Genomic DNA, 19885 nt, shown 5'->3' on the forward strand with positions numbered 1-19885 from the left:
GAGATTCCCACTTCTCAATTATAGAAGATCGAATCGGGCTCTTTCTTCAGACGGTCGTCCTCGTGCTTGTAGTCGAGGACGTCGATTATCAGCACCGTCATGGACGGGATGATGCGGAGGATTCCGTCAAGATCCTTGTCTTCGGAGTATAGCTTGATGCACACCCCGGAGTCCTGTCCGAACTGGACATATCCCATGAACTCACCAACGGAGGTGAACTGTTCTTCCTTCCCGCCCCTGCTGATGATGCGGTATTTGCTACCCTTGGTCAGTTTGGTTGGATACTTCTCCTCTTCCATGCTGCTCACTCCTTATTGGCCAAATCCTGCATGTGATCGACCGTCTGGCGGTAGTTCTTCATCGCCATCTCGACGTTAGCCTCGGTGAACGACCAGGCCTTAGAAAGATCGCCGTAACGGACGCGATATCCTTTCTTCTTGCCCCCATCCCTTTCCGCGTCCACCTCCTCCAGTATGTCCATGGACTTGAGCTTGTTGAGATGACGGTAGATCGTCGGTTTGGTGGTCCTCAGCTCAACGGCCATCTCCTCCACCAGCCAGACCCTTTTCATGTTTCTCAAGAAGCAATCCGTGAACATCTTGTAAGGAACGCTGTCCTGTACATTGGAGGCCTCCGTCTTGGGATCGTAACCTTTCGGTATGTAGCCGATCTGCTGCAGGAACTGCAGTGCTACCTCGTCCAGGTTCCTGATGGGCGTCAGCGGGGTGTTGCTGACGATGCTGAGCTCGAACATGTCAATCAGGCAATGATTGCTATTAAGCTTATGAATTTTATTGTAAAGACCCTGCCTATTTTTTTTACTATCTAATTCCATTTGTAATGATTATCACTGATGACGACCGGATAACTCGGGACTAGTGAATCCATATAATACCTACTTGTGATAATAGCGGTGAAAATTGTACAATAAGGATACGTTTTCCCTATATAGGAGGAAGTAATTTATATCCACGCCGGTTTTTGGAGGGGTAAGGTATATTCATGGTCAAAAAAACAACTGCAATATTAACAGTGATCGTAGCGATACTGGCAGTAACGGCAGTGGTCGCGGTGGCGGTCCTGAGCAGCAATTCGAACTCTACTAATGCCAAGGTGATCTATTGGACGCCTGTGCCACCAGTGAACCAAAAGGCCGCAATCGCCAATGGTTCCATTTCTGCTGGAGTGAGCTGGGAGCCGTTCATAGACGATTCGGTGATCGCCGGAACAGGACATGTGCTGATATGGTCCAATCAGATCTGGGATAGCCATCCATGTTGCGTATTGGCAGTCTCATCATCCTTCGCCCAGAACAACCCGGATGCGGTTGCGAGAGTCCTCCGAGCTGACATGGATGCCAATGCCTGGCTTCTTGATGCCGCGGCTCATCCAGGTACGGTCAACTATACTTTATTGGTCAAACTCGGAGCTCAGTTCAGCGGAAGGTCGACGGACGTTGTCAATGGTTCGCTGCTGCACACCAAATATGACACTCAGGTGACCAATGCTGACATGAGCTGGTTCGTTAACTTCACCAAGGACTTCCAGTCCCTGAACCAGTACTCGGTGAACATCACTTCGAAGGGATATACGGGCCCTGCCGACTACGTCAACCAACTGGTCGACCAGTCGTACTATGCCCAGGCCCTTCTGGTCCAGCCGGTCGACCACATCGTGGCCAACGTTAGCATGGGATATCTGACCGGAGACCTTCACCAGTTCGCCCGATTGGTGGCTTCCAATGCCACGGTGGGCGGCGGAGTGAGCCTGTTCGAGAAGTATGGCGTACACGTGACGAGCCCCAACCTGGCCGGCTATGGTGCCGGACCAGCCGAGATGGACGCGTTCGCTGCCGGATCGATCAACGTGGGATACCTGGGTGCTCCCCCGGTGCTCCTGAAGGTCATCAACTCTGGCGTGAACGTGAAGATCGTTGGGCTGGTCAACTCCGAGGGGTCGGCGATCGTCGGTAGCAACAGCATCACCAATTTCTCCCAGCTGCAGGGCAAGATAGTAGGGACTCCGGGACCTGGTTCGATCCAGCACCTGCTCTTCATATACTATGCTCAGCAACAGGGATATGTAGTGAAGCTTGCGGGTACCTGAAGACCACCTTAAACCTCTTAACAAACCTTTTTATTTCCTAAACCACTGCAAGGGTGAATGCCCATGACCAAGGCTTTTGACAAGATCAAAAAGGAATTCGGGAAAAGCTTTGGCAAGAAGAACCTCAAATCGCTTTTCTTCGTGACCGTATCGCTGGTGGGTTTCGTATTGATCTGGTGGATTGCTGCTTCACTCTACCACATTGATTACTTCCCCACCCCGGACAAGGTCTACAATGCGTTCATAAACAGTTTCACCCACGACGACCCGTTCCTCGGGATCAACATGTGGCAGAACATCTCTGCCTCGCTCCAAAGGTTCGCAACCGGATTCCTGTTGGCTTTCCTACTTGCAGTCCCGCTGGGTCTTCTCATGGGCTCGTCGAGGATATTGGACTCCTTGTTGAAACCTATCATCGAGCTGTTCCGCCCCATCCCACCGATCGCCTGGGTGCCCATATTCCTAATCGCATTGGGATTTTTCTGGGGGCCTGTCTTCATCATCTTTATCGGCGTCTTCTTCCCCCTTACTTCATCCGTCTATTTTGGGGTGAAGAGCGTTGATCCAGTTCTTCTCGATGCCGCCAGAACACAGGGTGCCGGTCCCGCGGCGATATTCTCCAAGGTGGTCCTTCCGTCAACCGTGCCTCACATCATGACAGGCATACGAATCGGGCTTGGAATCGGATGGATGTGCATCGTAGCAGCGGAGATGATTGGGGCCGTGGGCGGGGGCGTCGGATACTATCTCACGGTCCAGCAGCTGGTCGGCAACTATCCGGCACTTTACGGCGGGATAGTCGTCATCGCTCTGCTTGGCTTGGCCACCACCGGACTAAGCGGTTACGTGGAAAAGCGTCTCGCGCAAAGGATGGGGACCAAATGATACTAAGCATCAAGAACCTCCATAAGGTCTTCCCCAAAGAGGAAGGGGAGATGGTTGCCATCGATGACTTCAACCTAGATGTCGAAGAAGGCGAGTTCATCTGCATCCTTGGACCCTCAGGTTGCGGCAAGACCACCCTGCTTCGTATGATCGCTGGATTGGAAACCCCGACATCTGGGGACCTCCTACTGAACGGCAAGCCGATAACCAAACCCGGTTCAGACCGCGGTATGGTCTTCCAGGAATTCGCCTTATATCCCTGGAGGAACGTCCGAAAGAACATCGAGTTTGGACTGGAGATCAAGAAGGTCAGTCCGCTCGAGAGGGAGAAGATCTCCCAGCGGTTCATCGACCTGGTCGGCCTGAACGGTTTCGAAAAATATCACCCATACCAGCTTTCGGGTGGTATGAAGCAGAGGGTGGGAATTGCCAGGGCGCTGGCGAACGAGCCTACCATCCTTCTCATGGACGAGCCGTTCGGGGCGCTGGACGCACAGACAAGGAACCTCATGCAGAAGGAACTGCTCCGTATCTGGAAAGAGACCAAGAAGACAGTCGTCTTCATCACCCACTCGGTCGACGAAGCGGTCTATCTTGCGGACAGAATCGTCGTCCTAACAACCCGTCCCAGTAAGATCAAGGAGATATTCGAGATAAAGACCGAAAAGCCGAGGGACCGGGCCGACATCGACTTCGCCAGCCTCAGAAAGCGCATCCTGGCCGAATTGGAACAGGAAGTGGTCTGCGCTCCGAAGATCCTGGCCTAGTCTAGAGCACCTTCGACGCGGCGACCTCTATCGCCCGCCTAACGCTGTCCCTCGGAATGACCACACTGACCGGTATTGTCAATATCTGTTCGATGGTCGGGGCGATGATCGGGGCGCAGACAATGGCCAATGCCCCGTCCCGTTCCGCTTTGACGGCTGCGATGATAGCATCTTCCATCGTCAGGGCCGGGTACTCCTTCACCTTGACGTTCCTTTCTCCGACCTGGATTATGCGTTCTTCGATCTTCACCAGGACGGTCTTGGTGGCGATGACAGCGATGAACTCTCCTCCAGGGTAGGTGTCCATCTTCCGGACCCCTTTGATCACCGCTCGTACCGTACGCAAATTAGGTTCGCGCTGCTCCTGCAGGATCTTGTACACGGTTGACGGCGATAGACCGGTCTTCTCGCAGAACTCCGGCACGCTGACCTTGAGATCTTGTTCCAGGATCTTCCTCAGGGCTTCCCTGAAACCCTCCTCGCTTCTGAGGATACCGCCGACCAGCTCGTCCACCATCGACATTTACTCGGTCTCCTTTCTGATGATGTTCGCAGCCGTCGTTCCAGCCACGCATCCTTGTCCGACCGCCTTGGCCATTTGCCAGGGAAGACCGGTCACGTCGCCACAGGCCAGGACGTTCGCTTGCTCGGTCCTGCAGTCCGCATCGACCTTGATGAAGCCCTTTTCATCCGGTACGATGCCCACATCCATCGCCAGGTCAGCTGGACCTCTCGCGCCCAGCTCGATGAAGACGCCGTTGACGTCCAGTTTCCGGCCGTCCTTGAGCTCCAGAGCATTGACCACTTCGGTTCCCAGAATCTTGGCCGGCCATGAGGGGATGAGGACCTCGATGTCACTGGCCTTTATCTTGGCGTTCAGCTCGTCGGAGGCCTTATTCTCCATGGCCACCCAGTAGACCTTAGAGGCATACTCTCTTAGCAACAATGCCCCAGCCGCTGCCATGCTTCCGTCCCCGATGACCGCGACGGCCTTCTTCTTGAAGAAATGACAGTCGCAGGCAGCGCAGTAGCTCACTCCCAGACCGTGGTATTCCTTCTCCCCCTCAACGTTGAGCTTGACCCGTGAAATGCCGGGAGCCAGGATTATAATCTTGGAACGCACCTTGTTCATCTTGTCGGTGTCCATGACGAACCATTCACCCTCGCGGTTCAGGTCCATCACGTCCTCCGTCATGACCTCCGCCCCGAAGTGCCTGGCCTGGTCGATCCCTATGGAAAGGAGCTCCTTGCCCTCAGCGGTGGCGATACCGAAGCAATTCTCCACCTTGGCCTTGCTCAAGGCGCTGTTCTCCCCTTTACCCAGGACCACTACCTTGACCTTCTTCCTGGCGGCGTGAATGGCTGCTTGAAGTCCAGAGGGACCGCATCCGATAATGGCAACGTCATAATCCATTTTCTGACCGGGAAATTGATGGATTTGACCCTATAACCATTTTCCGCCAGGGTGCCGCTTATCGCGTTAAGGAATATATTTCATGCATCGCGATAGCTCAGCATCAGGAAATTGCGGTCTGAGACCACAACGATGAACGTGCTGTCGTTCTCACGGAGCTTCTCCACGACATCGTCCATCGAGTCATAAGCAGACGCGCCCGTGATATGGACAACGACCGCGTCCAGATAGCTTATTGAAAGGAAAGTATGGAACCCGGCGACCACGCCGCCCTGCTGCAGCACCTGCATTCGCTTATGGACAGCCTGAAGACTGACCCCGAGCGCGTCGGCCATGTCCCGATAGGACATCCGGGCATTCTGGATGAGCATGCCGCATATCCTTAGGTCGGTCTCGTCCACAAAGCTAGAACGGCGTCATGCCCTAATAGAAATATTGGCCCGAGGAAGGATCTCCGCGCGGCCGGCTGGCCAACCATTGCCGGCCGTGGAAATATGGATTATAGGTGTTTGGCGAACTTGGCCCTCATGAAGTCCTTATTGCCGGCCCCAACGATCCTGTCGACCATTTCACCGTTCTTGAAGACAAGGAGAGTAGGGATGGCGGAGATGTTGAACCTCATCGGTATGTTCTCGTTCTCATCGGTGTTCAGCTTTCCGAAGACGATCTTGCCTTCGAACTCCTTCGCAAGCTCATCGATGATCGGGCTCAGGCTGCGGCACGGCCCGCACCATGGAGCCCAGCAATCAATTATCACAATCTTGTTGGCCTTTACGAAATCGTCGAACGTGCTGTCCTTGACCTCAGTTGCGGATGACATCTTCTCAACTCCTTTCTTGTTAGATGACTCGTGCTTCAGCAATTCAAGCTTTTTCCTTCGGATGGCCTCAAGCTCTTCCAATTCATTCAAATCGTCAGACCCCGTCCGGTTGTGCATGAACTTTACATAACCGTATCTCAGTCAATGGGATAAATACCTTTTCTTGATAGGTTCCGACACGCCAATTTGATGCTGGCACTTGAGAGAGCTATCGTAGGGTTTACTATTTAATAAATCTCGGGGGTGAAAATTCCTCTGGCAATAATGGACATAAACGATGACTGGGTCCAATAAGCCTTAAAAGGGTGATTGTCGTTATGCATGTTGGGATCGGCGATGCTTGAGGAAGCTACAGAGCTCATCGGATTGCAGGTGTATACACCAAATGGCATTTTCTTGGGGAACGTCAACAACCTGGTAATCGACCTTGAAAACAAGAAGGTCGACGGGCTCTTCATCAATGAGACCAACCCGCTGTTGGTCGAGGATTCGAAGGCTGTCAACGTACCGTACCGCTGGATCCAGTCGGTAGGGGATGTTGTCATTCTGAAGTACTTCCCGAAGCGTGTGACGGCCCGCAAGCCGGCTGCAAAGCCAGCCGCCGCGGCAGCTCAAGAAGAGTGACCAAAACCTTTTCTAGACCCATATCTTCTTTGTCTATGGATATGACAGATAGACGCATCTATGTCGATTCTACCGCCGTTGTTCTAGGGAATGTGACTTTGGCAGACGGGGTCAGCATTTGGCCGAACGCTGTTCTGAGGGGAGATGCCAACCATATTGATATCGGGACCGACAGCAACATTCAGGACAATGCGGTCATCCATTGCGCCGAAGCGTATCCGACCATCATTGGCAAGGACGTCACCGTCGGACATTGCGCAGTGATCAACGGGGCAACGGTGGGAGACCTGTGCATCATCGGGATGAACAGCACCATCCTGGACGGCGCGGTCATCGGTGACGAGTGCATCGTTGGGGCCGGAGCGGTCGTGACCGGCAGGACGCTCATTCCTCCGAGGTCGGTGGTCATGGGTGTGCCCGGGAAGGTGACCAGGCACAACGACCTCACGCTCAAGGAGAAGGCTCAGAAGAGCTCAGAGAACTACCAGAGGCTGAGGGACGAGCACATCATAGGACGCTATAAACGGCACACTTCTTGGTGACCTTTTCTGCGATCTTCGCGTCGGCGAGCATGATGTCGATGTCCTCTCCGCACAACGCGGAGAGCTCCTCGTGCATCGCCTTCATGCGCATGGCGGTGTTGCTGTAGCCTTTGGAGTTCAGATCGTCCAGCGCTTCCTGGAGCGTGGTCACCTTGTCATCGCTGACCAGGTTGTCGGCGTGGCACACGATCTTTTCCTCTATCGTCTCAGGCATGTACTCGCCGTCAGGCAATCCCAAGGCCTTCGCCTCCTGCTTGGTGAGGCCGGCGGCAATGTGTCTGGAGATCACCCGGACCAATGGTTCGGGGAGATCCCGGGACCGGGCGATGGCGACCCCTTCGGAGACGTGCTTCGCCCCATGCGTTCGGGAACGCCCCACATCATGAAGGAGGGATCCGGCGTTGACCAGATCCCTGTCCGCCCTGATCCTGGAGGCGATGATCATGGCTACGATATTGACCGTGCAAACGTGCCGGATCACCTTGGGTGAACATCCTTCTTCCTTCAGGATCTCGAAGCACTGCCGCTCACTCGGAAGGGTTGACAACCCGTTTCCCCCTTTCGCAGGGAAGCACCTTGATGTTGCCCCCTTCGAACTCCTTCGAGAACTCCTTGCCCTGTGCCAGACGGTCGAGCAGGATCGCCAGCGCGGCCACCTCCGAATGTGGCTGGTTTCCGACCGATATATTGAAGTCGGCGGCCTGGTAGACCTCCGGGGGCACCTTTTCCGCCCCGACAACGACCAACAGATCATAGTCCAAAGGCAACATCCGGGGCACGACCTCATCCACCTGAAGCCCGTACATGGTCAGGTGGGCGATCTTGCCCCTTGATTTGAAAGATGACAGGAACTTGCGCCAATTGACTCCGCTCTCGATGGAGAAATCACCGCCGAAACGCTTGACCACGTCGTTGACGCTCTCCTCGAGCGAGACGTCCTTGGTCCCGACCTTTATCCCCTGGGCTCCGAACGCGCGGGCGGTCAATGCCACGTGTGTCGTGATGCGCTTGTCCCTTTCCGGACGGTGGCCCAAACGCAGGACCCATATCTCTCCCATGTGATCCAGCTCACGCGTCCTTGACCAGTTCCAGCCGGTGACCGCGATAATCGAGACGGACCGACCTCTTCACCAGGCTCTTGAGCATTGTGGACGTGATCCCCAACGCTTCTGCCACATCGCCTGCGAACTTGCCTTCCTTGCCTACCTGGGCGAGGATCTTGGCCTCGATCGTCTCGAACTCCTCCTCTGGCATCATGGCCACCGAAAGGACATCCGATATCTCATAGACTGGCCAGGAGGCGTTGATATGGAATTGGTTGTAGTAGGTATGATAAGCCTTTTCCGGGCGGTTTCCACCGGAGGGCTGCCAACGCGTTTCCACGAGCTTCATCTTTTCGAAAAACTTCAGCGCCTCTTTGCCATCGGCGCCATACTTGTCCTCTATTTCTTTGGCGGTCCGCCATTCCATGGTGACCTCCTTGAGGACGTCTCTCTTAATTGGGGTATCAACGGCCCTCAACATCGGAACCAGTTCCGAGGGTTCATTGATGACCTTAATCTTATTCATAATCTCCCTTAATTGTCAAACGAACATATATAAACTCGGTAGGAACGCCCATCATTGGTTCACGACACTGGATATGGCCCGTTCGAGAGCAATAGTTGAACCTCGAATTTCATCGTTTAACCATAATTCATAGTCATTTGTCTATTATTTAATATCATTAGTGTAATAATGAACAATATCACTACAAAATAATGGATGTTTGAGGGGAATAACCCCTCGTTCTAGGGTTTACCTCAATTTGTTGCCACAGGGCACATCGCGAAGTCCGGGCTCACCGGGGTTCCATACTTGGACACTCACCGGAAACAGAGGCCGGCTGTTGCTGGTATTGCTGCGGCAGAATTACCGCTCGGCCCTTCCCTCGCTCATTAGTATTATATTCCCGTTCCTTATTTCGAGACATAATGAGCAAGATCATCTACCAATGCCTCGCCTGTGGCAAGAAGCACAAGACCGAGGAGGCAGCAATGAAGTGCCATGAGGGCCCTATACAAGCGTTCGAGACGGGCATCACTCGGTTCAGCAAGAGAAGAGGCCTGATCGGCAACTGATCGAGCCAATGCTTTTTCCTATCCTGCCCCTTCACGTTAGGTCAATACTATTTTCAGACCAATCCGGCAGCCGCCAAGATGGCGAACAGACCTAAAAGAGGGACGACTATCATAAGGAAATCATCGTCGATATACCAGTTCTTCTTCATCTCGGACATTATCCCCAGGAATGTGGCCACGATCGAAGCGACCACTATGGTCGGATTCAGTCCGAAGAAGTATGTAAGCGGCACTATCATGATGAGGAAGTACAGGATGACGGGAACGGCAGGATAGTACTTGCTCTTCCGGGCCCTCATTATCCCCATGAGAGGGTCTATCCAGCCCATGCCGAATATCACCGGCAGCGTTATCTCCATCGGAAAGAAGGCCAAAGAGACGGTCAATGCCATGGCGGTCCAAGCGGCGGCGGAGATGCGGTAGTTCTCATAGTCCCGCATTCCAATGATGTGCGGTGAGAAATACAGGCGTAGGGCTTCAATGACCAGGATCAAGGCCAGGAACAGGAATAGCCCAGGCTGTTTGCCGAATAACCCGGGTAAGACCGGGTCGGGCAGATAATAGTAGACCAAGAACACCGGGGCGCTGATGTGCACCAGGCGTCTTAGGACCTGTCCCATGTCCATTGGCCTCACCTAAGATGACTTGACTAAAAATGCTTTTGCAACGATCGGATCAGGGAGGACAATGGACTGGAATATCTGGTCCACAGTCGTTTTCTTATGTGAAAGCCTGCTTGGCCCACTTTCTCTCGATACCTCTGTAGAAGTACCAGGAGAACAGCGCCACGAATACCAGCACGATCCCGATCCCTCCCGCCGAGACCAGAGGCGTCGTATCGATCGAGAGCGACAGTATCGTGATGCCGAAATCGGGGATCAACGCCAATGCGGTGAACTTTAGCATGATGTTCGGGTCGAACAGGAAGGAGTTGGTGCTAAGACCGGTGAGATATGCCGTCGCCAGGACCATGTATGCCCCGGTGATGTACAGCACCGGCAGCGCCAACCATAACAATCTCATCTCGTTGTTGAGCAGCGATATGCCGACCACGAAGATGGTGGAGATGACGCTGGTCAGGATGAAGAAAGCCAACAGCTTGCCCTTGATGACGCTGGGCACGCTCACTGGAAGTGTCTCGAAATAGTCGGCCAGATCGATGTTGGTAAGCCAGCTATAGAGCATGACCCCGAAGAACCCGACCATACCGGCGTAGAAGACGCTGTTGAAACCGACCGGGATCTTGAGACCGTTATTGATGTACCAGGTGGTGAAAGAGAGGAACAGGAGCGGCGCGACGTAGGCAAAGCCGATCTTCTTGAGCAATCCGCTGCGAACGATGTCCACGAACTCCTTTGCCAGAAGGGCCTCGAACCTGCCGGCGAACTTCGTCATGGTCCGGTATCTGGAGAATACCTCCACGAACTGTGACTTCGCGCTTTCATACTCCTGCTTGACCAGAAGAACTGCGAACAGGGTGAAGGACACGACTGCGATCACGCTGACGGCGAAATAGAGCAGGACCACCCCGGGATCGTGCATGAACGGAGTCGATGATAGCTCCAATCCGATCGGGGGAAGCACATAACCCAGAGGATAGAGGTGAAATATGCCGAAACCGGCCATGAGCACGCCCAGGGCAGTGACGGCGATACCGAATGCAAGGGTACTGCGCGTGTACAGCACGGATATCGCGAACGACAGGGAAATGCCGAACAGGAAGGACAGGAACATCGCCACGAACAGCATCAGGCATGAGATCAGTGCATAATGCGCGAAGAACGATGCCAGCAGCAGGCCGCAGAACGCGGGGCCCAGGATTAGGACGGTGTAGAAGATGATGTCCCTTACGTACATGCCGAAAAAGGTAGAGCGGAAGGACAGGGGCAGCAGGAATGGCATCGCTATGATGAAGTTGACCTTGCCGTAGCGCCTCTCGATGTATGTGTGCCCCAAGAACCCGAAGGCGCCAACACTTATTCCATAGATGAATATCCCGCCCAGCGCAAGGGTGAGCATATCGCCCAGCGGCAGTCCGGTCTGGAGGTTCGGGAAGCTCCCGGCGAAGAAGAAGGTGAGGACGAACACGTAGATGGGCATGGCCATGAACATGCGCCGCGATGTCTGGGAGACATGGAGACGGTATTCTTCCAGCAGCATCAGTCTAAGCAGGCTTGGCATAGTGGCTCCCCACCAATCTCAGGAATGCCGTTTCCAGGTCCTCTCCGTTCGAGGTGATCGCCTCGATCGAGGAGTTGAGCGCCATGTGTCCATGGTCCAGTATGATTATGTTGTGACAGAGCTTCTGCGCCGTTTCCAGGATATGAGAACAGAGGAACACCGTCCTGCCTTCGTCCCTAAGCGCTAAAAGATAGTCCTTCAGCCTGCGCTGATAGATCGGGTCCAGGTTGATGAACGGTTCGTCGAGGAATAGCAGTTTTGGCTCATGGATGAATGCCGCTGACAGCATCACCTTCTGCCTCATGCCCTTGGACAGGTCCCGGCACAAGGTACCCTTCGCCTCGGTAAGGTCGAAGAAATCCATCCAGCGGTCGATGCGCTTGTCCGCGTCCTCGACCTTCCTTATGCTGCAGACGAACTGAAGGAACTCGGTGGCAGTAAGATAGCTTGGCGGCGATTCCACTTCGGGCACGATCCCGATGGCCTTCTTGACCTCGATGGAACTGACAGACGGGTTCATTCCCAGCACCGAACAGCTGCCGCCAGTGGCCTGTATCTGGCCGGTCATGATCTTGAGGAGGGTGGATTTCCCCGCACCGTTTGGTCCGAAACATCCGAAGAAGTCTCCCTGCTCGACCTTGAAACTGATATTGTCCAGGGCAGTGAAGCTCCCGTACTTCTTCGTTATCGAATCCACCTGAACAACGGGCATAGTGCTCGATTAGGAATGATGCTATATAACGACAGTGACAAGAATATCACTCCTCATTTTGTTACTGGAATCAAGAATCGAATGAGCGGGACAGTCGATCTGCAGGCGAACACCGGGCAATAAGGATGTCGTTCCTGGAACTGTTACGGACCGGGGACGGCAGCTCGGTCTTGGGAGACAGGCCACAAGGTCTTACGTGAAACCCATGACGACCTGCCCAATGGCAAAACTGACAACTGTTCGCCGGCACGTTATCAAGAAGACCGCTCGATATGTTCGGTAGCTTGTCTGAATTGGTCGATCCTGATCATCCTTGAGAGGATTCCAGAGAGTTTGATATATTACCAAATGATATCACATGCCCAACTCAGTGATATCACATATCACGCCATTCTTGAGGTGGGCAAATGAAGGGCAAGAGCATCCTTACGAACAAGATCGAGAGTGAGATTGAGCTCCTGGAAAGGCACGTCAAGATGCTGAACGCGATCATGGCGCACGAGCCTATCGGGATTATTCGTCTCTCGGAACTGTTGGATATCCCCCAGCACAAGGTAAGGTACTCGCTCCGCATTTTGGAACAGGAAGGGCTGATCAACCCTTCGCCTGAGGGGGCCGTCACCACAGAGAAACTGCAGACGTTCTTTGAGGACCTGAAGGATATACTGCAGCACATGGATGAGACGGTCAACGCGCTTCGGACCTCACTAGAGGGTCAGGTATACGAGGCAAAAAAGATTAATAAATGACCAGTTATGTCTCGCCAGTTCACAGGCCGTCGTAGCTCAGTCGGTAGAGCGTGGGACTGTTAATCCCAAGGTCATCGGTTCGATCCCGATCGACGGCGCCAAGATCCTCCATTTCTTAGGAATTGCATGAACTAGCCATTGCTCATCCGTTCGATGAAAGACCGGGCACGATCGTATGGTCCGTTCATAAAAAATTGGGATCGGCTATTTCGGAATTTTGACTGTTTGGGACGGAGCCGGGGGGTGGCCCGTCCCATTTTGGGGGTATTGCCGTCGCCACGAAAACCCAGGCCCATATCGAAGCCTTCCACCGCGGCGTCCGGTCATAGATCCTTAGGGCTAACACCGGCCAATTATCCTTATAACCGTGCCCATCCGGATATCAACTCCGATACCGAGCGCGACCGCTGGGTTTATCAAAGGAAGGCTATATTCTGCATTCGATAGACATGCTCTCAAAGATCCCGATCATTCTAGAGAAGATCGATCCGAAGTCGATTGACATGGAGATACTGCGGGCGGCGATCATCGGCGAACTCGACGCCATCAACCTCTACGAACAGATGGCCGGCCTCACGCAGAACGAGGACCTACGCAAGGTCCTGTTGGACGTGGCCAAGGAAGAGAAGACCCATGTGGGCGAGTTCCAGGCGATGCTCCTTCGCCTAGACCCGGAACAGGTCAAGGAGCTCAAGGCGGGGAAGCAAGAAGTGGATGAGATGATGGAGAAATGATCTCCCCTGAGCGGATCGTCCTTGATCCGCTCCTTTTATTCTTTCATCCCGTGTTGTACCACGCTGATGCTTCGAGATTCGGGGCCTGATGTCGGTCGAACAAAAGGACCTATCAGAGCGGTCGAGGCATAATGATTGCGAAGGACTGTTCAGATATGGCCCCACTCCTCATCACACGGTTTCCGGCTGCCTTATCATGGTGAGCAGCATCTTGAACTGTTTGACAGCCTTGAGGGAGTGTTCCTCATTGGCCGGCATTATGATCACGTCGCCAGCCTTCATGGAATGGACGATGCCTGACAGAGTGAGGTCGACCTCGCCTTCCAGCACATGCACCATGGCGTCATACGGAGCCGCATGTTCGCTGAGCCCCTGGCCCTCGTCAAAGGCGAACACGGTGACCGTTCCTACCGGCTTGTCGATCAGCGTCCTGCTGACGATCGAACCCTCCTGATAGGATACCAGGTCGTTCATCTTAAGATGTTTTCCCAGCATCTCTGCAGGTCCGGATCCAATCTTTTTGGCCATGTGATCGGTTATGGATTGGAACCTAGTTCTAATAATCGTTCCGTCATCGAGGCTTCTTCTTTTTGGGTGGCTTGACAGGCAGCGAGACCACGAAGGCGTATGAGCGCTCGATCCATGGCCTTAGCATTTCCAGGTCCTCCAATGCTGAGGCGGGCACTGAAACGTACTCTCGCATGACAGTGCTTTCCGTTGGCGCGAACACTCCCGCCCCAGGGATCTCCTTCTTGATGGCCTGCCCATCCTCGTCGGATAGCCTGAGGAATGCGCCTTCTCCGAAGACCCCCAAGAACATGTTGCCATTGATGAACCATACATCCGCCCCGAACATCTTCCTGCGTTCGCCCTGATACTTCTCCAAAAGGGGTACCAGCCGTTCTCCCAGTTCCCTCGATGCCTTGGGCCACGGTTTCCGATCCATGTTCATTGATCTGTGCCGGGATCGTATAATGCTATTTGGAAGAACATCTCCTGTAGCTCCATTAGATAAGTCTCGTTATGATGTCGATGGAGACGAAGTTCGAGCCGAAACTTGTATAGCTCCATAATGGACTCGGAAATTCTATAAACCATGGGAAAAATGAGAGTATCGGAATGAAGACCGTCGACGAAATGAAGAACATGATCATGGTCTGCCTGAAGGAAATGATCGCAGACGACCAACAGGTGAAGAAGTTCACCACCACCAGTCATACCAAGCGGTTGTCGGACAGACAATTCCTTGATTATTTTGCTCAAAAATATGGAGACAGGGCAATCGTCGAGATAGGCGCCAATGACATATTGAACCTGTTCACCACCGAATTGAACATGAAGTGGGTATCCGACGGGAAGAAGACCGGCCTGGACGGCTTTACGATCGGCGGCATGCCGATACTTGACTACATCAAGGGTTATCAGCTGAACGAGGTCGTACCGGCGCCTCAAGAAGAGAAGGTGGAGCTCACGGAAGAGGAACAGCTGGAAGCCCTGTACGGAAAGATGTTCGAGAACAGGGTCATTGACCAGAAGATATCCGAACACGGCAAGGAGATCCAGAGCAAGAAAAAGCCAGATGCTCTGGCGAGTTCAGAAACGGATGATGATGTGGAAGAGACCGAGTTCATAAATTGATTTTTCTATTTTCTTAAGAACAATTCATTGTCCAGCTGAAAATAGGGCGTCGGATCACCCCGCGGGCACTTTTCGGCTATCGTGAAGAGCTATGGACAAGGCCTCGATGTGGGGATGCCGAATTCCGGAAACATCGCCGGCAATGACATGCTGACGAGCGAACTTCCATGTCGGCGATGAAATGGGCGAGCGAGATCTCCATGATGGTCCAGAGAGAGTGGGCCTGCAGGTTCCCCACCCCGTGAAGACGGATGTTCCTGGCTTAATTGATTCCGATGTCAGGGATAATCACAGAGGATGATCACTCGACCAGCAGTATCCCGGTCCACACCGGGTCCTCCTTCACCGGGAACTCCACCCCGGCCCCTGCGTTCTCTGCAGTAAGGATCACGTCGATGCCTACCGCTTCCATCGATGGTCTTGCCTCAAAAGGATGCCTGCAGGGTTCGCCAGAAGAAATCCCAACGCACTCATCGCACAGCGAGCACGCCCCGCCTGAGAGGGCCAGCGCGAAACGGTGACCCATCATCATGGCGTCACGCTCCAGTTTGTTCAGTATGCCTTCGAAAGAACGGGTGCTGGCGCGCAGCTGCCGGCGGTAATCCTCATCATTGATCACCTCGACCAGGCTGGTCGCCCCCAACCTGCGCTCCACCGATGCCAGGTCCGTAACTATCTTGGCCTGCACCAGGATGGCGAACTTGTATCTTTCCAGGGATTTGACGAACTCCTCCGGCTTGACGCAATTGGGAGGACACATGAGGTTTCTTCCGTAGTGCGCACAACGGGGGATCTGACATTTCAGGCTGACGCGCGGGTCCATGACCACATAACTGATCGGTAGCGGGACGGCCTTCGAAGCCCCATAGTCCGCGGCCTTGCTGCAGAGTTCTGCTAGATGCTCTTCGATCGCTGTTGGCATGTTCATATCCCTTCGTCAAGATGATTAGAGAGTAGAGGATATATTAATTGCCGAGCCAAGGCAAAATGCCTCACCCAGCAGGTCCCGGTTCATGGACATTAGTTTTATATGCGGGCTATCCTTAACCTGTCCTTAACGGGTCCGTAGCTTAGTCCGGTGGAGCGTCAGGCTCATAGGATGCCACTTAGCCATCTAAGAAACCCGATGGTCGTCGGTTCGAATCCGACCGGGCCCACCATTCTTCAATCATTTTCCAACATGCTTAGTTCTACTCTAGATTTCTCAGCGTTCATGTTACCTAAACTTACATAGTTCAACCCTGAGCTAACTAACACCAATATTGTTCCTTTGCAGAACAATTACAACATGATCCTGTCTTATTGCAGAACGATTTGGTACATCCGCGAGGTCTCGGCAGATTTGGCATATTCGTCCCGGACAAACATCGAGACCGTCAAGAGCATGGGCGGCACCCCATTCATCCCCTCAAGAGCAAGGCGAAAGAGAAAGGAAACGGTTCGGCATGGAGGAGGATGTATCACATCCTCCAACTGAACAGCGAAGAGTTCATGGAGCACTATCATAAGCGCTCAAACATCGAAGCGACCAATGCGGCAGTAAAGCGGAAGTTCGGCGAGACTCTGAAGTCAAAGAATCAGCAGCGCAGATCAACGAGCTTTTCGCGAAAATTATCGCCTATAATATCACGGTCAAATCCACGAGATGTATGAGAACGGGATAGAGCCGGATTTTTTCCACCTCCGTCAAACTCTGGGCAACGGTGCCTTAAGCGCGGAAGCATCTTAAGTTAGGCGCTTTGATGCAACATTACTTGGACATTGCATCTTTCCACTGTTCCAGCCATTTCCTGTATGCCCATTTGTGCAATTTGCATGCGTTACGCTTTGGTTTGTTGTGGACATGAGGACAAAACTTGTCATCTGTGATCTCCAACTCTCCTTTCTTTAGAGGCTCCATGAACCATGACATTTTTCCATCACCTTTCTCTGTCAATGGAGGCTTTAGAGATTACATAAATGATCCGATGTGATTCCAATTATCTGTTGCACCTAATATAGCCATTCTGCACCCAATGTCCTAGTTCATTCTCACTTAAAATGTAAAGCCTGCTCAAGGCCATTCCTTTTACCTCAATTCAATAAATATTAATACCTATAGTCATTTACTGACTTATAGTCATTAATTGAAGGAGAGTATAGTATGAAGACACTGGTAGCATACATGTCAGTCTCTGGAAACACGAAAGCGGTCGCAGAGGCGATATTTGAAGAGATCAGGGGAGAGAAAGAAATTCAATCCGTGGACAATGTGACCGGGCTTGAAGAGTACGATCTGGTCTTCGTCGGGTTTCCGGTGCAGCAGTTCGGCACCCCCGACCTCATGAAGGAATTCTTGAGGACAAAAGTGAACGGGAAGAGGATCGCGCTGTTCATAACCCATGCGATGCCACCCGGGATGGACCAGCTGAAGGGCATCCTGTCCCGCTGCCAAGCGGCCGCCGCAGGGACGATTCTGGTAGGTACATTCGATTGCCAAGGTGAGCTTGCCAAGGACGTTGCCGATCACCTCTTAGCCTCGCCCAACAAGAACCTCCAAGAGTTCGGCCGAATGAGGGATGTGACAACCGGTCATCCAGACATGGGCGAGATCGAAGCCGCCAGGTCATTCGCCAAACGGACAATGGAATGCGTTTGAGAGGAGGGAGCCGTTCATGAAGACTCTAGTTACTTACATTTCGAGCACGGGGAACACGAAGAGAGTGGCGGATGCGATATACAGAGGGATCGATGGTGACAAGGAACTCTTGCCGATGAGCGAGGTCGGGAGCCTATCGGACTATGACCTCATCTTTGTAGGCCATCCAGTCCAGAAGGCCGGCAGTCCTCGCAAGGTAAAACGGTTCCTGAAGCGGGCGGAGGGGAAGAGCGTGGTGCTGTTCATAACCCATGCGATGCCGCGCGATTTGGAATGGTTCAAACCCATGTACGAGGACTGCGTCAGGTCTGCCGCCGGAACCAAGCTGATGGGGATCTATGAGTGCCAGGGCGAGCTGGCCCATGGTCTGCCTTTCCTGCTCCGGCTCCATCCATACGGCTATGTGCGCAAATGGGCCAGGATGGGGGACGAAGAGCACGGCGTCGGTCATCCTGACGAGGTAGACTTATCGAAGGCCGCAGCATTCGGCAGGGATGCCCATTCAAAGTGGTCCGGCCGGGAGCAAGTGTCAAATCCTTCCGGTTAATATGGAGAGGCCGGAAATGGGAACCGTCGAGAGAAGGAAGAGGGAGAAGGCCAGGAAGGAAGACGACATAGTCGAGACAGCCAAACAGCTGTTCCTCGAGCGCGGATACGAAGCGACCAAGATCGACGATATCGCCGACCGATTGGAAGTGTCCAAGGGGACCATCTACCTGTACTTCGCCAATAAAGAGGAGATCTACTTCGCGGTCGCAAAGGAAGGCCTCAAGATCGTGGTGGAAATGTTCCGAGAAGCCTCCGGTAATAACAGGACCGGAATAAAGGAGTTCGAAGCCATCGGACACGCCTATGTGAAATTCTGGAACGAGTATCCCGAGTACATGAGGCTGTTCAATAGCACGATGATCAGGACAGCGCCGACCGCCTCCGGACCCCATGGTGCCGAGTTCGCGGCCATCGGCGCCGAGGGTAATGCGATCATGGTCGAAGCGATACGGACCGGCATAAGGGACGGGACGATACGGGGCGACATCTCCCCAGAGATGGCGGTGTTCTGCATATCGTCGTCGGTGACCGGCGTACTGGAACGGATGGAGAGGATGGGGCCCTCGATTTCCGCCACGGGCCTGGACCGAGAGAAGGTCCTCGCCGTTGAGTTCAAGCTCCTGCTCCGAGCGGTCTCCAAGTGAAGCGGAAGCATTCATTCAGTGGGGGAGCGATATTCCCTTCATCTTCGTCATTTCGCTAAGTCAGCTTACTTTTCTCCTTGATCACCCTTGCAGGACATCCGGCGGCTATTGAGAATGGTGGAATGCTCTTTGTCACTACGGAATTCATTCCGATCACGGAATTCTCACCGATCACCACCCCTCCCTTTATGAAAGATCCCGCCCCAATCCAACAATTGTCTCTCACCTCGATGTCTCCGCTCTCTTCCTTTCGGGGGAATCTGGAAAAGTCTTGATCGGCCACATATCCAGATGTATACATGCTCACAAATGGCCCTATTGCACAACCCTTTCCGATGATTACCTTGGCCCCATTGTTTGCCTCAATGACCGAGAACCTACCAATATATGAACCGGCACCGAGTCTTATGGACCGCAGATCTCCATTGTAGACCGAGACGCTTATCCCAGGTCCTCGAAACTGAAAGCTTTCATCAATATCGTGATAAACGCGGTATCGATGATAGCGGAATCTATAATCGATCAATGCCAGCTTCTCAAGGGCATAACCCCAAGCGGTCATCACACTTACCATTTTGACACCTGGTTGAAACCTTGAAGAGATTATTGTTCAGTAGTCAATTTGACAAATCGTGGAACAATATCACAAAATAGTAGAATACCTACTAGAAAATTGTATCGAATTCGATATTATGAGTTCGAATTGATATGGGAAAACCGGAAACGGTTTCAGGCCACGAGAAAACGGTGAACCCGCCTTTA

At 53.1% G+C, this 19885-nt stretch carries 28 protein-coding genes and 2 tRNA genes; 14 read left to right on the plus strand and 16 right to left on the minus strand.

The window, feature by feature from the left end:
• Positions 1-14 precede the first annotated feature (14 nt).
• Positions 15-299 (minus strand): hypothetical protein, encoded by a 285-nt coding sequence (locus VGK23_06720; protein ID HEY3420230.1) that lies wholly within the window; start codon positions 297-299, stop codon positions 15-17.
• 5 nt (positions 300-304) lie between these two features.
• The gene (locus VGK23_06725; GenBank protein ID HEY3420231.1) at positions 305-754 is read right to left on the minus strand and encodes a helix-turn-helix domain-containing protein; all 450 of its coding nucleotides are present in this window, start codon (positions 752-754) and stop codon (positions 305-307) included.
• 248 nt (positions 755-1002) lie between these two features.
• Between VGK23_06725 and VGK23_06730 the strand changes: the two genes are divergently transcribed.
• Genes VGK23_06730 through VGK23_06740 form a run of 3 tightly spaced genes read left to right on the plus strand, consistent with a single transcriptional unit; the run spans position 1003 to position 3758 of the window.
• Positions 1003-2106: an ABC transporter substrate-binding protein gene (locus VGK23_06730; protein ID HEY3420232.1), complete on the plus strand. Its 1104-nt coding sequence runs from the start codon at positions 1003-1005 to the stop codon at positions 2104-2106.
• A 57-nt stretch (positions 2107-2163) separates the two neighbouring features.
• On the plus strand, positions 2164-2991 hold the full coding sequence (locus VGK23_06735; GenBank protein ID HEY3420233.1) for an ABC transporter permease: 828 nt from the start codon (positions 2164-2166) through the stop codon (positions 2989-2991).
• On the plus strand, positions 2988-3758 hold the full coding sequence (locus VGK23_06740) for an ABC transporter ATP-binding protein (GenBank protein HEY3420234.1): 771 nt from the start codon (positions 2988-2990) through the stop codon (positions 3756-3758). Before VGK23_06735 ends, VGK23_06740 begins: the two co-directional genes overlap by 4 nt.
• Position 3759: 1 nt before the next feature.
• On the opposite strand, the gene VGK23_06745 is transcribed toward VGK23_06740, so the two are convergent.
• The 4 genes from VGK23_06745 to trxA all read right to left on the minus strand — a co-directional run bounded on the left by VGK23_06745 (position 3760) and on the right by trxA (position 5992).
• Positions 3760-4281 (minus strand): transcriptional regulator, encoded by a 522-nt coding sequence (locus VGK23_06745; protein ID HEY3420235.1) that lies wholly within the window; start codon positions 4279-4281, stop codon positions 3760-3762.
• Positions 4282-5172, minus strand: coding sequence for an NAD(P)/FAD-dependent oxidoreductase (locus VGK23_06750; protein HEY3420236.1), 891 nt, complete (start codon positions 5170-5172; stop codon positions 4282-4284).
• Positions 5173-5252: 80 nt separating this feature from the next.
• Complete coding sequence (locus VGK23_06755) at positions 5253-5573, minus strand: Lrp/AsnC family transcriptional regulator (protein HEY3420237.1); 321 nt, start codon at positions 5571-5573, stop codon at positions 5253-5255.
• A 98-nt stretch (positions 5574-5671) separates the two neighbouring features.
• A complete protein-coding gene (gene trxA / locus VGK23_06760; protein HEY3420238.1) occupies positions 5672-5992 on the minus strand; it encodes a thioredoxin in 321 nt (106 codons plus the stop codon).
• Between the two features lie 336 nt (positions 5993-6328).
• Here trxA and VGK23_06765 point away from each other — a divergent pair, with 336 nt between their 5' ends.
• Complete coding sequence (locus VGK23_06765) at positions 6329-6616, plus strand: PRC-barrel domain-containing protein (GenBank protein HEY3420239.1); 288 nt, start codon at positions 6329-6331, stop codon at positions 6614-6616.
• Between the two features lie 41 nt (positions 6617-6657).
• Positions 6658-7158: a gamma carbonic anhydrase family protein gene (locus VGK23_06770; GenBank protein ID HEY3420240.1), complete on the plus strand. Its 501-nt coding sequence runs from the start codon at positions 6658-6660 to the stop codon at positions 7156-7158.
• On the opposite strand, the gene VGK23_06775 is transcribed toward VGK23_06770, so the two are convergent.
• From VGK23_06775 to VGK23_06785, 3 genes are read right to left on the minus strand one after another with little or no spacing between them, the layout of a single operon-like run.
• Positions 7124-7705, minus strand: a complete 582-nt coding sequence (locus VGK23_06775; GenBank protein HEY3420241.1) for an HDIG domain-containing protein — start codon at positions 7703-7705, stop codon at positions 7124-7126. The genes VGK23_06770 and VGK23_06775 overlap by 35 nt on opposite strands.
• The gene (locus VGK23_06780; GenBank protein HEY3420242.1) at positions 7686-8216 is read right to left on the minus strand and encodes a tRNA (cytidine(56)-2'-O)-methyltransferase; all 531 of its coding nucleotides are present in this window, start codon (positions 8214-8216) and stop codon (positions 7686-7688) included. Before VGK23_06780 ends, VGK23_06775 begins: the two co-directional genes overlap by 20 nt.
• Positions 8217-8226: 10 nt before the next feature.
• A complete protein-coding gene (locus VGK23_06785) occupies positions 8227-8727 on the minus strand; it encodes an ArsR family transcriptional regulator (protein HEY3420243.1) in 501 nt (166 codons plus the stop codon).
• Positions 8728-9131: 404 nt separating this feature from the next.
• Between VGK23_06785 and VGK23_06790 the strand changes: the two genes are divergently transcribed.
• A complete protein-coding gene (locus tag VGK23_06790) occupies positions 9132-9278 on the plus strand; it encodes a hypothetical protein (GenBank protein ID HEY3420244.1) in 147 nt (48 codons plus the stop codon).
• Positions 9279-9331: 53 nt separating this feature from the next.
• Here VGK23_06790 and VGK23_06795 read toward each other — a convergent pair whose 3' ends face one another.
• The 3 genes from VGK23_06795 to VGK23_06805 form a co-directional block, all read right to left on the minus strand.
• Positions 9332-9904 carry a hypothetical protein gene (locus VGK23_06795; GenBank protein ID HEY3420245.1) on the minus strand — a complete coding sequence of 191 codons (573 nt, stop codon included), beginning with the start codon at positions 9902-9904 and terminating at the stop codon, positions 9332-9334.
• Positions 9905-9998: 94 nt separating this feature from the next.
• Positions 9999-11459, minus strand: a complete 1461-nt coding sequence (locus VGK23_06800; GenBank protein ID HEY3420246.1) for a hypothetical protein — start codon at positions 11457-11459, stop codon at positions 9999-10001.
• Positions 11443-12171, minus strand: a complete 729-nt coding sequence (locus VGK23_06805) for an ABC transporter ATP-binding protein (GenBank protein HEY3420247.1) — start codon at positions 12169-12171, stop codon at positions 11443-11445. Before VGK23_06805 ends, VGK23_06800 begins: the two co-directional genes overlap by 17 nt.
• A 407-nt stretch (positions 12172-12578) precedes the next feature.
• Here VGK23_06805 and VGK23_06810 point away from each other — a divergent pair, with 407 nt between their 5' ends.
• The 3 genes from VGK23_06810 to VGK23_06820 all read left to right on the plus strand — a co-directional run bounded on the left by VGK23_06810 (position 12579) and on the right by VGK23_06820 (position 13654).
• Complete coding sequence (locus tag VGK23_06810; GenBank protein ID HEY3420248.1) at positions 12579-12920, plus strand: hypothetical protein; 342 nt, start codon at positions 12579-12581, stop codon at positions 12918-12920.
• A 25-nt stretch (positions 12921-12945) separates the two neighbouring features.
• A tRNA-Asn gene (locus VGK23_06815) sits at positions 12946-13021 on the plus strand.
• A 348-nt stretch (positions 13022-13369) separates the two neighbouring features.
• Positions 13370-13654, plus strand: coding sequence for a demethoxyubiquinone hydroxylase family protein (locus tag VGK23_06820; protein HEY3420249.1), 285 nt, complete (start codon positions 13370-13372; stop codon positions 13652-13654).
• A 171-nt stretch (positions 13655-13825) separates the two neighbouring features.
• On the opposite strand, the gene VGK23_06825 is transcribed toward VGK23_06820, so the two are convergent.
• Together VGK23_06825 and VGK23_06830 are read right to left on the minus strand one after the other, a co-directional pair.
• The gene (locus tag VGK23_06825; protein HEY3420250.1) at positions 13826-14182 is read right to left on the minus strand and encodes a cupin domain-containing protein; all 357 of its coding nucleotides are present in this window, start codon (positions 14180-14182) and stop codon (positions 13826-13828) included.
• A 43-nt stretch (positions 14183-14225) separates the two neighbouring features.
• Positions 14226-14600, minus strand: coding sequence for a TfoX/Sxy family protein (locus VGK23_06830; GenBank protein ID HEY3420251.1), 375 nt, complete (start codon positions 14598-14600; stop codon positions 14226-14228).
• Between the two features lie 173 nt (positions 14601-14773).
• On the opposite strand from VGK23_06830, the gene VGK23_06835 reads away from it, so the two are divergent.
• Positions 14774-15292, plus strand: a complete 519-nt coding sequence (locus VGK23_06835; protein HEY3420252.1) for a hypothetical protein — start codon at positions 14774-14776, stop codon at positions 15290-15292.
• 301 nt (positions 15293-15593) lie between these two features.
• Here the strand turns inward: VGK23_06835 and VGK23_06840 are convergent, their stop codons facing one another.
• Positions 15594-16214, minus strand: coding sequence for a DUF2284 domain-containing protein (locus VGK23_06840; GenBank protein ID HEY3420253.1), 621 nt, complete (start codon positions 16212-16214; stop codon positions 15594-15596).
• A 137-nt stretch (positions 16215-16351) separates the two neighbouring features.
• On the opposite strand from VGK23_06840, the gene VGK23_06845 reads away from it, so the two are divergent.
• From VGK23_06845 to VGK23_06860, 4 genes are all read left to right on the plus strand, one after another.
• Positions 16352-16452: transfer RNA gene (locus tag VGK23_06845), tRNA-Ile, on the plus strand.
• 983 nt (positions 16453-17435) lie between these two features.
• Entirely contained in the window at positions 17436-17930 is a 495-nt protein-coding gene (locus VGK23_06850; protein ID HEY3420254.1) for a flavodoxin family protein, read from the plus strand.
• Between the two features lie 16 nt (positions 17931-17946).
• Positions 17947-18477 carry a flavodoxin family protein gene (locus VGK23_06855; protein HEY3420255.1) on the plus strand — a complete coding sequence of 177 codons (531 nt, stop codon included), beginning with the start codon at positions 17947-17949 and terminating at the stop codon, positions 18475-18477.
• 16 nt (positions 18478-18493) lie between these two features.
• Entirely contained in the window at positions 18494-19123 is a 630-nt protein-coding gene (locus tag VGK23_06860; GenBank protein HEY3420256.1) for a TetR/AcrR family transcriptional regulator, read from the plus strand.
• A gap of 55 nt (positions 19124-19178) precedes the next feature.
• Here the strand turns inward: VGK23_06860 and VGK23_06865 are convergent, their stop codons facing one another.
• On the minus strand, positions 19179-19697 hold the full coding sequence (locus tag VGK23_06865; protein HEY3420257.1) for an acyltransferase: 519 nt from the start codon (positions 19695-19697) through the stop codon (positions 19179-19181).
• Positions 19698-19885: the final 188 nt, after the last annotated feature.

The organism is Methanomassiliicoccales archaeon (assembly GCA_036504055.1).
Lineage (GTDB): Archaea > Thermoplasmatota > Thermoplasmata > Methanomassiliicoccales > UBA472 > DASXVU01.

What these genes read in the sequence shown, in the direction of transcription:
- VGK23_06720 (HEY3420230.1), bottom strand. Translation starts at nt 299, where the DNA reads ATGGAAGAGGAGAAGTATCCAACCAAACTGACCAAGGGTAGCAAATAC.
- VGK23_06725 (HEY3420231.1), bottom strand. Translation starts at nt 754, where the DNA reads ATGTTCGAGCTCAGCATCGTCAGCAACACCCCGCTGACGCCCATCAGG.
- VGK23_06730 (HEY3420232.1), top strand. Translation starts at nt 1,003, where the DNA reads ATGGTCAAAAAAACAACTGCAATATTAACAGTGATCGTAGCGATACTG.
- VGK23_06735 (HEY3420233.1), top strand. Translation starts at nt 2,164, where the DNA reads ATGCCCATGACCAAGGCTTTTGACAAGATCAAAAAGGAATTCGGGAAA.
- VGK23_06740 (HEY3420234.1), top strand. Translation starts at nt 2,988, where the DNA reads ATGATACTAAGCATCAAGAACCTCCATAAGGTCTTCCCCAAAGAGGAA.
- VGK23_06745 (HEY3420235.1), bottom strand. Translation starts at nt 4,281, where the DNA reads ATGTCGATGGTGGACGAGCTGGTCGGCGGTATCCTCAGAAGCGAGGAG.
- VGK23_06750 (HEY3420236.1), bottom strand. Translation starts at nt 5,172, where the DNA reads ATGGATTATGACGTTGCCATTATCGGATGCGGTCCCTCTGGACTTCAA.
- trxA (HEY3420238.1), bottom strand. Translation starts at nt 5,992, where the DNA reads ATGTCATCCGCAACTGAGGTCAAGGACAGCACGTTCGACGATTTCGTA.
- VGK23_06765 (HEY3420239.1), top strand. Translation starts at nt 6,329, where the DNA reads ATGCTTGAGGAAGCTACAGAGCTCATCGGATTGCAGGTGTATACACCA.
- VGK23_06770 (HEY3420240.1), top strand. Translation starts at nt 6,658, where the DNA reads ATGACAGATAGACGCATCTATGTCGATTCTACCGCCGTTGTTCTAGGG.
- VGK23_06780 (HEY3420242.1), bottom strand. Translation starts at nt 8,216, where the DNA reads ATGGGAGAGATATGGGTCCTGCGTTTGGGCCACCGTCCGGAAAGGGAC.
- VGK23_06785 (HEY3420243.1), bottom strand. Translation starts at nt 8,727, where the DNA reads ATGAATAAGATTAAGGTCATCAATGAACCCTCGGAACTGGTTCCGATG.
- VGK23_06790 (HEY3420244.1), top strand. Translation starts at nt 9,132, where the DNA reads ATGAGCAAGATCATCTACCAATGCCTCGCCTGTGGCAAGAAGCACAAG.
- VGK23_06795 (HEY3420245.1), bottom strand. Translation starts at nt 9,904, where the DNA reads ATGGACATGGGACAGGTCCTAAGACGCCTGGTGCACATCAGCGCCCCG.
- VGK23_06800 (HEY3420246.1), bottom strand. Translation starts at nt 11,459, where the DNA reads ATGCCAAGCCTGCTTAGACTGATGCTGCTGGAAGAATACCGTCTCCAT.
- VGK23_06805 (HEY3420247.1), bottom strand. Translation starts at nt 12,171, where the DNA reads ATGCCCGTTGTTCAGGTGGATTCGATAACGAAGAAGTACGGGAGCTTC.
- VGK23_06810 (HEY3420248.1), top strand. Translation starts at nt 12,579, where the DNA reads ATGAAGGGCAAGAGCATCCTTACGAACAAGATCGAGAGTGAGATTGAG.
- VGK23_06820 (HEY3420249.1), top strand. Translation starts at nt 13,370, where the DNA reads ATGCTCTCAAAGATCCCGATCATTCTAGAGAAGATCGATCCGAAGTCG.
- VGK23_06825 (HEY3420250.1), bottom strand. Translation starts at nt 14,182, where the DNA reads ATGGCCAAAAAGATTGGATCCGGACCTGCAGAGATGCTGGGAAAACAT.
- VGK23_06830 (HEY3420251.1), bottom strand. Translation starts at nt 14,600, where the DNA reads ATGGATCGGAAACCGTGGCCCAAGGCATCGAGGGAACTGGGAGAACGG.
- VGK23_06835 (HEY3420252.1), top strand. Translation starts at nt 14,774, where the DNA reads ATGAAGACCGTCGACGAAATGAAGAACATGATCATGGTCTGCCTGAAG.
- VGK23_06840 (HEY3420253.1), bottom strand. Translation starts at nt 16,214, where the DNA reads ATGCCAACAGCGATCGAAGAGCATCTAGCAGAACTCTGCAGCAAGGCC.
- VGK23_06850 (HEY3420254.1), top strand. Translation starts at nt 17,436, where the DNA reads ATGAAGACACTGGTAGCATACATGTCAGTCTCTGGAAACACGAAAGCG.
- VGK23_06855 (HEY3420255.1), top strand. Translation starts at nt 17,947, where the DNA reads ATGAAGACTCTAGTTACTTACATTTCGAGCACGGGGAACACGAAGAGA.
- VGK23_06860 (HEY3420256.1), top strand. Translation starts at nt 18,494, where the DNA reads ATGGGAACCGTCGAGAGAAGGAAGAGGGAGAAGGCCAGGAAGGAAGAC.
- VGK23_06865 (HEY3420257.1), bottom strand. Translation starts at nt 19,697, where the DNA reads ATGGTAAGTGTGATGACCGCTTGGGGTTATGCCCTTGAGAAGCTGGCA.